10 protein-coding genes are annotated in these 13,737 nt (G+C 54.3%); 7 read left to right on the top strand and 3 right to left on the bottom strand.

Annotated features, from left to right (window positions below; all coding sequences use genetic code 11):
- Positions 1-52 precede the first annotated feature (52 nt).
- Complete coding sequence (locus IEV97_RS01000) at positions 53-1,813, top strand: SLC13 family permease (protein WP_188499646.1); 1,761 nt, start codon at positions 53-55, stop codon at positions 1,811-1,813.
- Positions 1,814-1,817: 4 nt separating this feature from the next.
- Here the strand turns inward: IEV97_RS01000 and IEV97_RS00995 are convergent, their stop codons facing one another.
- Both IEV97_RS00995 and IEV97_RS00990 read right to left on the bottom strand, forming a co-directional pair.
- Entirely contained in the window at positions 1,818-2,153 is a 336-nt protein-coding gene (locus tag IEV97_RS00995; protein WP_188499645.1) for a hypothetical protein, read from the bottom strand.
- 10 nt (positions 2,154-2,163) lie between these two features.
- A complete protein-coding gene (locus IEV97_RS00990; protein WP_188499644.1) occupies positions 2,164-2,592 on the bottom strand; it encodes a tellurite resistance TerB family protein in 429 nt (142 codons plus the stop codon).
- 319 nt (positions 2,593-2,911) lie between these two features.
- On the opposite strand from IEV97_RS00990, the gene pfkA reads away from it, so the two are divergent.
- Positions 2,912-3,883 carry a 6-phosphofructokinase gene (pfkA, locus tag IEV97_RS00985; protein ID WP_188499643.1) on the top strand — a complete coding sequence of 324 codons (972 nt, stop codon included), beginning with the start codon at positions 2,912-2,914 and terminating at the stop codon, positions 3,881-3,883.
- A 78-nt stretch (positions 3,884-3,961) separates the two neighbouring features.
- Here the strand turns inward: pfkA and miaA are convergent, their stop codons facing one another.
- Complete coding sequence (gene miaA / locus IEV97_RS00980; RefSeq protein WP_188499642.1) at positions 3,962-4,894, bottom strand: tRNA (adenosine(37)-N6)-dimethylallyltransferase MiaA; 933 nt, start codon at positions 4,892-4,894, stop codon at positions 3,962-3,964.
- Positions 4,895-5,027: 133 nt separating this feature from the next.
- On the opposite strand from miaA, the gene IEV97_RS00975 reads away from it, so the two are divergent.
- From IEV97_RS00975 to IEV97_RS00955, 5 genes are all read left to right on the top strand, one after another.
- Entirely contained in the window at positions 5,028-10,238 is a 5,211-nt protein-coding gene (locus tag IEV97_RS00975; protein WP_188499641.1) for a PAS domain S-box protein, read from the top strand.
- Between the two features lie 12 nt (positions 10,239-10,250).
- Positions 10,251-10,634: a response regulator gene (locus tag IEV97_RS00970; RefSeq protein ID WP_007653774.1), complete on the top strand. Its 384-nt coding sequence runs from the start codon at positions 10,251-10,253 to the stop codon at positions 10,632-10,634.
- Positions 10,635-10,910, top strand: a complete 276-nt coding sequence (locus IEV97_RS00965) for a hypothetical protein (protein ID WP_188499640.1) — start codon at positions 10,635-10,637, stop codon at positions 10,908-10,910.
- Positions 10,907-11,668, top strand: coding sequence for an MBL fold metallo-hydrolase (locus tag IEV97_RS00960; protein ID WP_188499639.1), 762 nt, complete (start codon positions 10,907-10,909; stop codon positions 11,666-11,668). The genes IEV97_RS00965 and IEV97_RS00960 overlap by 4 nt, the downstream gene beginning before the upstream one ends.
- Before the next feature lie 196 nt (positions 11,669-11,864).
- Entirely contained in the window at positions 11,865-13,436 is a 1,572-nt protein-coding gene (locus IEV97_RS00955) for an NFACT RNA binding domain-containing protein (protein ID WP_188499638.1), read from the top strand.
- Positions 13,437-13,737: the final 301 nt, after the last annotated feature.

The following is a 13,737-nucleotide window of genomic DNA, read 5'->3' as shown; positions in this document are numbered from 1 at the left end:
CGTAAAAGCCGTTGCTATACCTTACATCAGGTGTATCTCCCAATCTGCTCCTATGGAAATAGCCATTGTACTGTCCTTGCTGTTGATAGCGGTTGTGCTGTTTGCAACCGAAAAAGTGTCCATCGAACTGGTCACCCTGACCATGCTGATCATACTGGCCGGTTTGCGCATCATCAGTCCCGAGGAGGCTTTTGCCGGCTTCAGCAGCGACTTCATCATCATCATCGCCTCTATCTTCATACTCAGTGCCGCCCTTCAGGAAACGGGCATACTCGATTTTGCCGTAGTGCGGCTCGCGCGTCTGGCAGATAAGAGCAACAACCTCATGCTGCTCACCATCATGCTGATAACGGGTGTGGTCTCGGCTTTTATGAACAACACCACCGTAACGGCCATGTTCATTACGCCACTGGTGGGCCTCTCCAAGCGCATCAACATGAGTGCGTCTAAACTGCTCATGCCGCTGGCTTATGCCGCTATTCTGGGGGGTACCTGCACACTGATCGGCACTTCTACCAACGTGGCCGTGAGTGGCTACGTCGCCAAGGCGGGCCTGGAGCCGATCGGGCTGTTCGAGATCTCTGGTATAGGCTTTGTTATTTTCCTGGTGGGCACGATCTACATGATGACTGTGGGGCAGCGCATGTTACCGGACCACGCCGATCAGGAGCTGGCCGAAGAGTACAAGCTGCAGAAATATGTGACCGAAGTAGTGGTGTTGCCTGACTCGCCGCTCATTGGGCAGTTGGTTTTCACCTCCGAGCTGACCACGCTGAACCTGCGCATGCTCAACGTTATCCGCGCCAAGGAAAACTTCCTGCCTGACTTCCGCACCCGCATCCGCGCCAACGACATTCTGCTGGTGGAGGGGGACGTGGACACACTCATGAAAGTGAAGGAGACCAAGGGAATCCAGATTATGGCGGACGCACTTATCTCCGAAGACCTGGAAACAGAGAACATCCGGCTGGCGGAAATTATGATTCCGCGGCAGTCTAACCTGATCAACCGCACGATTAAGGAGTCAGAGTTTCTGCGGCGCTTTGGTCTGGTGGTGCTGGCCGTGTCGCGGCACGGCGAGACGCTGCGAAGCAAACTGGGCAGTATAGAGCTGCACCTGGGTGACGTGCTGCTGGTACAGGGCGCCCCCGAACGCTTTGAGCAGGTCCGAAACTCGAACCACATTGCCGTGCTCGACGAGTTTGAGCCAGTGTTCTTCAAAAAGAAAAAGGGACTGATCGTGATTGCCTGTTTTGCGCTGGCCATACTGGCAGGTACGCTGGAGCTGCTGCCCCTCTCCATCGCCTTTTTGTCGGCGGCCGTCGCGAGCATCCTGCTGCGGGCCATCAGCACCGAGAAAGCCTACAACGCCATCGACTGGCGCCTGCTGATACTCATAGGCGGTATGACGGCTTTTGGAGCGGCCATGGAAAACTCCGGTGCTGCCGAGTTTCTGGCGCAGGGTATTGTGCAGGTGATGGAGCCCATTGGCGGCACTATAGGTATACTGGCGGGTTTTGTGATCCTGACCGTGCTTCTGACCCAGCCCATGTCGAACGCGGCGGCGGCGCTGGTGATCCTGCCGGTGGCTTTGCGTGCTGCCATGGAACTTGGTGCAGACCCGCGCGCCTTTGCCATCGCCATTATGCTGGGGGCCTCTGTGTCGCTGGTGACGCCTTTTGAGCCGGCCTGCATCCTGGTCTACAGTCCGGGCAAGTACCGCTTCCTGGACTTTATACGGATCGGCACGCCGCTCACCGTCCTGCTTATAACCGTGATTATGGTGTTGGTGCCCGTGTTCTGGCCACTGTAGGGGATTATGGCAGTCGGCTGAGCGTGACGATCACGACGGCGAAGAAAGCGGCAGAGAGCCCTACCGCCAAAATCAGTTTGCCCGCCTGCACGGCAACCGTTTTCTCGGCGCGGGGCAGCCAAAGGTAATTCAGGCTCAGGTTGAGCAGGTATACCATGACCGTCAGCAGAAAGCTTATGAACCAGAAGGCAACAAAGCGCAGCATGAAGTCTTCGGAGAGAAAGGTGGCCTCGTAGGAGATGAGGTGCAGTTCGTGGGCGAAAAAGAAATAAGCCAGCAGCAGCAGCGCCAGGGCATAAGATACCAAGATGGCGCCGTTCCACACGCGCAGGTTTTTCATGCAATGGGAATTAGTAATTCAGGAACGACTGTGCATCCTCCCGTATCTGTTCGCGGGTGAGCCCGTCTTTTACGCCGATGGAGATTCTGCGCACCAGCACCCCGACAATAGACTTTCTGAAACCGAGCCGAACGGCCATGTTCACACAGAACTCCATCTCGTTCTCGTCTACAATGCCATCGGCCAGCATCATTTCCACCAGGTCGTAGATCTGGTCAAAGCGCTCCGTATCATTGGACGGCATCTGCGGTTTTACGGATTCCACATTCGAGAGCAGGTTGCGCACCTGGCTTGATTTCATGCCGTGGCGCTTGCCAATGGAAATAATGAATTCCATTTCGGTGGGGTCCACGTGGCCATCCGCCCTGGCGAGGGCACCAAGGTTGGTGATATGGCTCTTTAATTTTTTCTCTGCCTCGCTTTCAAAAAAACTAAACATATGGCTCCCTTTTGACTATGTACAATTTCATAACAAATTAATAATTACTGCGCTGTGTATTGCTATACCCAGGCAGCTAATTTTGCAGCAACTATAGTAGAAACGAATTTTCCCGGCTTTAAGTCTGCAGATGGTGGTGCATTTACATACGGTTTTTGCTATCTTATTAGTTATGATTTTGTATTCTTTTTTTATTTCCACTTAAATTAACAAATGGCTACCTTGCGGATTCAATAAAACCGCAACGAATACCGCGGCTATCTATCGAATGGGGCCGGCTGCCGGCTTCCACAGGGAACATATTTAACAGCAACTCTTTATGAAGAGGATTGGAGTATTTACATCAGGAGGCGACGCACCGGGCATGAATGCCTGCATCCGGGCGATCGTACGAACGGCCGTTTACAACGGATTGGAGGTTTACGGTATCAGAAGAGGCTACAACGGCATGATCAAGGGCGACATTTTCAAAATGGAGTCCCTGACGGTGAGCAACATCATACAGAAAGGCGGCACGATCCTGAAATCGGCGCGCAGCAAGGAATTTGCAACCAAGGAAGGACGCCAGGCGGCCTACGAGCAACTGAAGGCGCACGGCATTGAGGGACTGGTGGCCATTGGCGGTGACGGTACCTTTACCGGAGCCAACATCTTTTACGAGGAGTACGGCATCCCCACCATCGGCGCACCGGGCACGATTGACAACGACTTGTACGGCACTGACTATACCATCGGCTACGACACCGCCGTGAACACCGCCCTCGACGCCATCGACAAGATCCGCGATACGGCTGACAGCCACGAACGCGTGTTCTTTGTGGAGGTAATGGGCCGCGACTCAGGCTACATTGCCATACCCTGCGCCATCGGCGGGGGCGCTGAGATTGTGATGATCCCGGAAACAGACACGTCCATCGACTACGTGATCGACCAGTTGAAAGCAGGCTGGAGCCGTTCCAAAACATCTTTTATCGTGATCGTGGCCGAAGGCGACGAAGAGGGAAGCGCCACCGAGATCGCGGCCAAGGTGTCCAGCATCATCCCGGACATGGATGCCCGCGTGACAATCCTGGGCCACGTGCAGCGTGGCGGAGCCCCTTCCGCAGCCGACCGTATGCTGGCCAGCCAGCTGGGCATCGCCTGCGTGGAAGGCCTGATAGCGGGACGCACGAACGAAATGGCCGGTATCATCAACAGAGAACTGGTGTATACCCCCTTCATCGAAACCATTACCAAGCAGAAACTGATCAACCCGAACTTCACCAAGATGGTGGATATCTTGTCGGTATAGTTCCGCTATACCTGCCAAACAGCGAAGCCGGATACTTTAAGTGCCGGCTTCGCTGTTTCTATACCTATACCTTTTCACCTATACCTGTTTGGTTTGCTGCGTCTGGTCTCTGATGAAAGCCAGCAGCTCCTCCCACTGCTCCGGATGAAACCAGGTATAGTCGGCATGCTTGTGGAACCAGGTGAGCTGCCGCTTGGCATAGCGCCTGCTGTTGCGCTTCAGCAGGCGCACCGCTTCCTCCCAATCATACTGCCCCTCCAGGTAATCGAAAATCTCTTTGTAGCCAACCGTTTGCAGTGCGTTGTGATCGCGGTAAGGGTATAGGGCCTTGGCCTCTTCCAACAGCCCCTGCTCCAGCATCAGGTCCATGCGGCGGTCAATGCGCCCGTAAAGCTCCTGCCGGTCACGGGTCAGGCCGATCTTGATGATGTGGAAAGGGTGCTCCCGGGCACCCGCCTTCCGGAAATCAGAGTAAGGCTGTCCGCTCGAAAGGCACACTTCCAGCGCACGAATCACACGCTGCGGGTTGGCCTTATCCACCCGCTCGTAGTAGGCAGGGTCGAGTTGCTGCAGCTGCGACAACAAAGGCAGTAGTCCTTCCTGCTGGTAGCGGGCGGTCAGTCCCTCCCGCACGGCCGGGTCAGTCTCCGGCATTTCGTCCATGCCATCGGTGACGGCCCGCACGTACAGCCCCGAGCCGCCCGTCAGGATTACGGTCTGGTGCTGCTGAAACAACTGCCCGAGTAAAGCTAGCACATCCTGCTCGTAGGCTCCTGCATTGTACGTCTCCGTGATCGGGTGCGAGTCTACAAAATGGTGGACTATACCTTGCTGCTCCTCCGGGGTCGGCTTAGCCGTGCCGATCGACATCTCCCGGTAAAACTGGCGGGAGTCGGCCGAAATGATCTCAGTACCGAAATGTTGCGCCAGGCGCACGCACAGGTCTGTTTTGCCCACAGCGGTAGGGCCAACTACGACTATCAGAAAACGGGGGGCTTGGGCTGCAGACATGGACGGAACAGAGATTTTACTTCGTGAATATGCCACAAATTAACTCCCTTTCTTTTTATTCAGGAAGCAAAAGTGCCTTTGCTTTTGTTTTTTTACTAATTTATGGGTTTAAACGAGAACTGATCTACACCAGATGCCACTGATACCTACCAGACAAACGACTGACAACCTGACGACAATGGCCGAGAACCTGCTACAGGTGCTCAGTCAGCTGTATCCTGCCGGCCACGCCCTGCTGGTAGCCTCTGCCACAGGGGAACTGCTGGCTGCCAACCCCAACGCTGATACGATTCTCCCCATGGAACAGGGCACAGCCATTCGTCCGCTCATCGGCCTGGCCGATGAAGATGATTTCGCTGCCTTTAAGGTATCGCTGGCCCACCAGGAGAAAGTGTCAGGCAAACTAAAGGACCGCCAGGGCAATGTGTGTACCTTCCATTGTCAGCAACTGCAGTTTCAGGGGCAGCCATTTCTGTACATCGATATCCCGGAGAGCGTCGCGGCAGAAGCTGACGACTCCAGCTACCACAACCTGTTTGACGACAGTGCGGAGCCACTCTTCATTCTCGATCGCGACGGGATCTTCCTCGACATCAACCAGAGCGCCTCGAACCTGGTAGGGTTGAAAAAAGAAGAGATCAGGGGCAAGTCCCTTTTCAAGCAGTTTGAGCTCAACCTGTTTGAGCGTGTCGCCCTGCGCAACCAACTCCAGACAACACTGAAGGGCGAGCCGCAACGCTTCGAATGGTGGCTTCGTGAGACTGATCAGCAACTGATGCCGGTGGAGATTTCCCTGAAAAAAGGGAGCTTCAACGGCCAGATGGTCGTATTCGGTTCTGCTAAAAACCTGTACGAAGCGGTTGGCGCAGAGCGTAACGTGCGTTTCCGCAATCACCAGCTTGAATTTGTCAACCAGCTGATCACCAACCTGTCGGGCACTGAGAGCCGCGAGGATGTGCTGCGTTATACCCTGAAAGAACTGCTGGACAAGACCGATGTTATTGGTGGTGCCGTTTATACCTACGATGCCGCAGTGGGCAAAGCGCTGCTCTCTTTCAGTACGGGCGAAATACTGTCGGGTAGCCTGCCGCCTTCCATCCCGATGCCGCAATACCAGGCTGAGCAGCTCATTCAACCTGATCGCCACAAGGCCTTGCACGATATCATACAGCAGATGGAAGAGCTGCTGGGTCAGCACCTGACGGTGCTCCCTGTCAGCTCGGAGGCGGGTCTGTCGGCCCTGATGCTGGTATGGCCGGGGCACGATGCCAAGATCACCCAGTCGTTCATGTCGCTCCTTGACTTTATCGGGGGCGCCATTGGTAACTACATTGCCAAGCACGACCTGCAACAGAAGCTCACCTATACAGAGGATAAGTATAAAATCATGTTTGAGTCTACTTACGACGCAATCCTGCTTTTCCGGGATGGCATTGTGGTAGACTGCAACGAGAAGGCGCTGGAGTATTTCCGCTGCACCCGAGAGGAACTGGTAGGCAAGTCCCCAACGGACTATTCGCCGGAATATCAGCCGGACGGCATGCGCTCGACGGAAAAAACCGCCATGCTGATCGAGCAGCTGATGGCCACCGGAAAGCCGATCACGGTGGACTGGAAAAACATCCGCAAAGACGGCACCACCATGGACACCGAACTCAACCTGAACCGGGTTGTGATCGACGGTGCTTACCACATTCTGGTGTTTAAGCGGGACATTACCGAGCGCAAGCAGGTGCAGAGCTCGAAGCGCCGCGAAGAGATCGCCCGTGAGTCCATGGCCCACTTCCGCAGCTTCCTCGAAAAGGTAAACCTGATCTACTACAGCCTCGACAAAGACGGCAACATTGCCTACGCCAACGACTACTTCCTGACCTATGTGGAATATAGCCGCGAGGAGCTGATCGGGCAGAACTTCTATGAACTGCTGGTACCAGAGGCCGACCGGGAAGCCCGCTTCGCCGACTTCAAACGATCAATGGAGACCAGGCAGCTGAACTCCTACTACGAGCGCGACCTGATCACGAAGTCCGGGCAGGTGAAGACCGTGCGCTGGAACTGCATGTTTGAATACGGACCCGAGGGCGATCTGCTTGGTCTCACCAGCGTGGGCAAGGACATGACCGACAAGCGCATCGCCATGGAAGCCCTGAAGGACAACAAGATCCGTCTGCAGGACCTTTTCGACAACGCCCATGACCTGATCCAGAACATCTCGGTGGACAACAAGTTCATCTTCGTGAACAAGGCCTGGAAAGACCGCCTGGGCTATACCGACTACGACATCGAGTCGCTCACGCTCAACGACATTGTGCACCCTTACTACAAGGCCAAGCTGATCTACCAGCTGCGCAACCTCTACAAGGGCGAGAACGTGAACAAGATGGAAACCGTGTTCCTGACCAAGGCCGGCAAGCCTGTGCACCTGATCGGCTCCATTACCTGCAGCTGGCAGGACGGCCGCCCGGTGGCCACGCGCGCCATCCTGCACGACATCACCGACCGCATCAAGGCGGAGCGCCTGCAGAAGGTGTACTACAGCATCGCCAACCTGGCCATCAGCAGCAAGGACCTGAACTCGCTCTACTCGGCCATCCACCGCGAGCTGAGCAAGATCATCGAGACACGCAACATTTACATTGCCCTTTGCGACGATAGTCACCGCCACCTGCACTTCGCCTACCTGGTGGACCAGTTTGTGGACAAATCCTCCAAAACGCAGATGCGCCGGCCGTTTTCGCGTGGTTTGTCAGAATACATCATCGAGACAGGCAAGCCGCTCTACATGCAGAAGGCAGAGCTGCTGGAACTGGCCAAAGAGCAGGATATTACCTTACACGGCGCTATACCTGAAGTAATCCTCTGCTCCCCGCTGGCTATCGGCGACCGCATCATCGGGGTGATCACGCTGCAGGACTACCAGGACCCGAACGCCTACGTGCACACCGACATAGAGATTCTGCACTTTATCTCGAACCTGGTGGCACTCGCCATTGAGCGCAAGCGCAACGAAGAGCAGATCAACAACCAGAACGCCCGCCTCAACGCCATCTTTGAATCCGGGACACACCACATGTGGTCCCTCAACCGGGAGTTGGAGCTTACTTCCTTTAACAAGAACTTTGCTACCGCCTTCTTCAATCGGAGCGGCCATGAACTGGAACTCTACAGCAAGCTGAATGACGACGAGGTGCTCAACTTCCACGAAAGCTCGTTTGAGTTCTGGAAAGACAAGTATGTGCAGGCCTTTCAGGGGCAGCCACAGCACTTTGAGATACACCTGCACAATCCGGAAAGCTGGCGTGAGGTATACCTCAACCCGATTTACCTGGAGGACGGAAGCTTTGAGGAAATTTCAGGTATAGCCCTCGACATCACGGATAAGAAACGCTCGCAGCTGGCACTGGCCCAGAGTGAGGTAAAGTTCCGCAGTATATTCGAGTCCTTCCAGGACGTGTACTACCGCACCACCATGGGCGGTGCGTTCGAACTGGTCAGCCCTTCTATTTACAACCTGCTGGGTTACAATGAAAAAGAGGTGCTGCGCATTTCATCAGAGCAACTGTACGCCAATGCAGCTGACCGGGCGCTGGTAACAGCGCGAGTATTGGAACAGGAAAGCATCCGTGACTTTGAGATAGAGATGATCTGCAAGGACGGCTCCACCAAAACGGTACTGCTCGACGCCCGCCTGACCTACGACCAGGAGGGGAATCCGGCAGGTATGGAGGGTGTGCTGCGCGACGTGTCAGAACTGAAGCGCACGCAGGTGGCCCTGCTCAAAGCCAAAGAAGAAGCCGAAAACCTGCTCAAGGTGAAAACCCAGTTCCTGGCCAACATGAGCCACGAACTGCGCACGCCTATGAACGGCATCATCGGCATGATTGACCTGCTGAGCCAGATCGTGAGCGACGAGGAGCAGAAAGAGTACATCGACACGCTGCGCAAATCCTCGGACGCGCTGCTCGCCATTCTGAACGATATCCTCGATCTGTCGAAAATGCAGGCTGGCAAGCTGGTGCTGCACGAAAGCGGCGTGGACGTGCACGACACGCTCAACAAGATACACTCCCTGTTCGCGAACCGCGCCCAGCAGAAGGACCTGAACTTTACCTATACTGTTACCCAAAGAACGCCGCGCTACGTGCTCACCGACGAGACACGCTTCCTGCAGGTGCTGTCGAACCTCACCTCCAACGCCATCAAGTTTACGAACGAGGGCGAGGTGAGCATACACGTAGACGCAGAACCACTGAAAAACAGCCAGGAGTACAGGTTGCAGGTGCGCGTAAAAGACTCAGGTATAGGTATATCTGAGGATGACCAGCGACTGCTTTTCACGGACTTTACGCAGCTTGACAACTCTTCCACCAAAACTTTTGGCGGTACGGGTCTCGGTCTGGCCATCTCGAAACAGCTCACGCACCTGCTTGGGGGCGATATCGGGGTAGAGTCCAAGCCAAACGATGGCAGTACCTTCTGGTTCACGATAAAAGTGAAAAAAGCCAACAACGAGGAAGTGGAGGCGCAGTTGCAGCGTATGCAGCTGCAGAATGCCGAAGCCGAAGTGCTGGAATTCTCGCCTTATGTGCTGCTGGTAGACGACAACCAGATCAACCAGAAAGTGGCCTTTAAGCTGCTAGAGCGCCTGGGCTGCCGCACCGACGTGGCCTCCAACGGCTACGAGGCCATCGACAGGACCCTTAACAACGGCTATGACATGGTTTTCATGGACATACAGATGCCGGAGATGGACGGCGTGACGGCCACTACCATCCTCAAAGAAAAACTTGGCAAGGACTGTCCGCCGGTGGTGGCCATGACGGCCTACTCCATGCGCGAGGACGCCGATAAGTTCATGAGCCAGGGCATGGACGATTACATTTCCAAGCCGGTCAAGAGCTCCGATCTTTACAAAGTGATCATGCGCTGGCATGAGCAGAACTACAGGCGCGACGATGCCGGCGGGTTAACTGCTGCAACAAATGAGGAGTCCGGAGCCGATGCCATACCTGTCATTGACCTGGCCATAACAGAGCAGCTGATCGAGATCGGCGGGACGGAATTTGCGCGCCAGCTGTATGTGGAATTTGAGCAGGAAGCCGGCGAATTGCTCGAAGAGGCCAAAAAAGAGTTGGAGGTACAACAATACAAAAGTATTTTAAGTACATTGCATCAGCTAAAGGGAACCGGCTTTACACTTGGCATCAACCAGGTGGCCGAGCTAGCCAAAATCCTGGAGCATGATATCAAACATGACCAGTACGAAAACGTAGGAGATAACTTCGCAAAGCTGCTGGCCCAATACGAAAACTACCGCAAAACTTATAAAGAGATCATTATATAGTTTATTAATCCCATGGCAGACAACAAGACCATCCTGATCGCAGAGGACAGCTCCGTGATCCTGAACCTGACAAAGAAAATCCTGGAGCTTCAAAACTACAAGATCCTGACCGCCAAGAACGGCAGTGAGGTGATCAAGCAGGTAGAGAACAATAAGATCGACGCCATCCTGATGGACCTCAACATTCCGATCAAGAACGGCATGGAGTGCTCCAAGGAAATCCGCGCGCACAAAGACGAGCAGATATCCAACATTCCGATCATTGCCGTAACAGGCAACGCCAACAACTATACCATGGAAGACTTCAAGGAAGTGGGCATCAATGAGTACCTGCCAAAGCCGCTTGATTTCGACATGCTGGTACAGACCGTAAAGAAGCACACCGGAGAATTGTAAATGGAGCTGAAGTACACGCGGCCATTTTTAAACAAGCTGGAGGATATTTTTGCGGAGTCGGATTTTGTGCTGCGCTACGAGAAGGGGAATTTTAAGGCGGGCTACTGTGTGCTCAAAGACATGAAGGTAGCTGTCGTGAACAAGTACTTCAGTCTGGAAGGGAAGATCAACTGCCTGTACGACATTCTGAGAACCATTACCGTGGATGAAAGCCTGCTGAGCGAAAAGAACCGACAGCTTTACCAGGACATTCGCAACCAGGAAAGAACCAATTGAAAGTAACGCTTTTAGGCACGGGCACTTCGCAGGGCGTACCGGTTATCGGTTGCTCCTGCGAAGTGTGCCGTTCTGTTGATTACAGGGACAAGCGCCTGCGCGTCTCGGCGCACCTGCAGGTAAACGGCAAGAGCATCATCATCGACTCCGGCCCTGATTTCCGCCAGCAGGTGCTGCGCGAGCGCATCCGCACGCTCGATGCCCTGGTGTTCACACACGAGCACAAAGACCACACCGCCGGCCTCGACGACATCCGCGCCTACAACTTCTCGCAACACAGGGACATGCCGCTTTATGGCGAAGAGCGTGTGCTGGAACAACTCAAGCGGGAGTTCGCCTACATCTTTTCAGGTATACAGTATCCCGGCATTCCGCGCGTGGAGCTCCGCCCCATCACGGAGGAGCCTTTCGAGGTGGAGGGCGTCCGTTTTATACCAATCCGGGTGAAGCACTACAAGCTGCCGGTGTTTGGATACCGTGTGGGTGATTTCACTTACATTACCGACGCCAATTACATTTCAGAAGCGGAAAAGGAAAAGGTGCGCGGTTCTAAAGTGATCGTGCTGAACGCCCTGCGCCTGGAGCCGCACATCTCGCACTTTTCGCTGCAGGAGGCTGTTGAACTGCTCGAAGACCTGCAACCCGAACGCGCCTACCTGACCCACATCAGTCACCTGCTGGGCCTGCACCGCGAGGTTGAGCCCACCCTCCCCGATTTTATCCGACTAGGCTACGACGGCCTGCAGATTGAGGTATAGCTTTTTTCGTATCACGACACACGTATCAAGTAGCACGATGCCTTCAGAGATGACTGGACAAAGGACTACATGACAAAGGATTCCTCATGAATGAACTACTCTTTACTTATCTGTCCTTTTGTCTTTTGTCACACAGTCTTTTGTCAATTTCCCGATAGTCGTGCTACTTGATACTCGCTACTTGATACGTTAAAAAATGCACCAGAACTACCACTTTTTACGACACCTGACAGAGCAGCTCCGCACCCAGTTGGTGGGTATGGAGTTGATAGCCTGCTTTAGTCAGAACAAGGATGAACTGGTGATGGGGTTTGCTGATGGTGATCGGGAGTTGTACATACGGGCGATGCTCACGTCTCATTTTTCGTCACTCTCATTTCCTACTGAGTTTAAGCGGGCCAGAGCCAATACAATTAACCTGTTTACCGAACTGCAGGGCCGTGTGGTGAAAGATGTGGTGCAGCACCTGAACGAGCGAAGTTTCTACCTGAAGTTGAGCCAGGGCTATACTTTGCTGTTCAAGCTATTCGGTAACCGTGCTAACATTGTGCTGTTTCAGAAGGGGGAGCCGCTCAAGCCGTTTCACAAGAAATTCGGCGCCGACCTGGAGCTTGATCCGTTCAGCATGGACCGCTCCATCCGCCAGAACTTCGAGGCTTTTGCCGCAGCCGATGGCAATCTCCGCCAGGTATACCCGACATTCGGCGACCTGCCTGTGCTATACCTGGAGCAGCAAGGGTATAGCGCTGGCACGCTCGAAGACAAATGGGAAATGGTGCAGGCTGTGCTTGAGCAATTCGAGGCTCCAGCGGCTTACTACCTGATCAGGCTGAACGGAAAACTACGACTTTCGCTGCTCCAACTGGGTGAAGTGGTGCAGGTATACGACAACCCCATGGAGGCACTGAATGGCTTTACGCGCAGCTACCTGAGCGAAACAGGCTTCGAACGACTCTTTGAGCAGACCCAGCAGCAACTAATCAAGAAGCAGCGTGCCACCCAGGCTATACTAGAACAAACGGAGGCCCGTCTGCACGAGCTGCGTCACGGACGCTCCTACTCCCAGATCGCCGACATTATCATGGCCAACCTGACCAATATTCCGCCCCGCGCCACTGAAGTAGAGCTCTACGATTTCTACACTGACCGCCAGCGCAAGTTCAAGCTCAAGGCCACCGAAACACCCCAGAAGCAAGCCGAGCGCCTGTACCGCAAAGCCAAGAAACAGCACGTGGAGATCAATCAACTCGAAGAGCGGCAGGAGCGAAAACTCGAAGAAGCCATTGTGCTGGAAGACGCGCTGCAGGCGTTGGAGGAGGCCAAGGACTACAAAGCGCTCAAGCTATACCTGAAAGAATACGCTCACTTGCTCACCACCAAGCAGCAAGCTCAGCAGGAAGCCCCTTTCCGCCTTTTCGAAACGGAGGGATTTAAGATATTGGTCGGCAAAAGCGCCCAAAACAACGACCTGCTCACGCAGCGCCATACCTACAAAGAAGACATCTGGCTGCACGCCAAGGACGTATCGGGATCGCATGTGGTGATCAAACACCAGGCCGGCAAAACCATTCCTGCCACCGTGCTGGAGAAAGCCGCCCAACTAGCCGCCTACTACAGCAAGCGCAAAAGCGACTCGCTATGCCCTGTGCTTTACACTCCTAAAAAATGGGTCCGCAAGCCCAAAGGCGCTCCTGCAGGTGCTGTGGTGGTAGAACGGGAACAGGTGATGCTGGTGAAGCCAGAGAATCCGTTTGAGCGGAAGGTGTAGGATTGGGGTTTTAGGGAGATTATCAGGATCTAAATACAGGGCCCCCTACCCTATGGATTTTCAGGATTTAAGAGGGCCCCTACATCCAGGCGGGGAATCTGTTATCGCCGTCACACAGGTATAGACGTCATAGCTTCAGTTTTCGTGGACAATTGACATCCCCCTGCCCCCTTCAAAGGGGGACTTTCTGCGATTGCTAATTCCAATGTATAAGCACTGTTGCAAACTACCACTGGCAGGTATGGCAAGACTAACTTGCACCGGAGCGATGGAACAGATAACCATAGCCAGGTGCGCGAAC

It is taken from the genome of Pontibacter amylolyticus (assembly GCF_014638845.1).
Classification (GTDB): Bacteria; Bacteroidota; Bacteroidia; order Cytophagales; family Hymenobacteraceae; genus Pontibacter; species Pontibacter amylolyticus.
The sequence above is the reverse complement of the archived record's forward strand: the minus strand, read 5'-3'. Positions and strand labels throughout refer to the sequence as shown.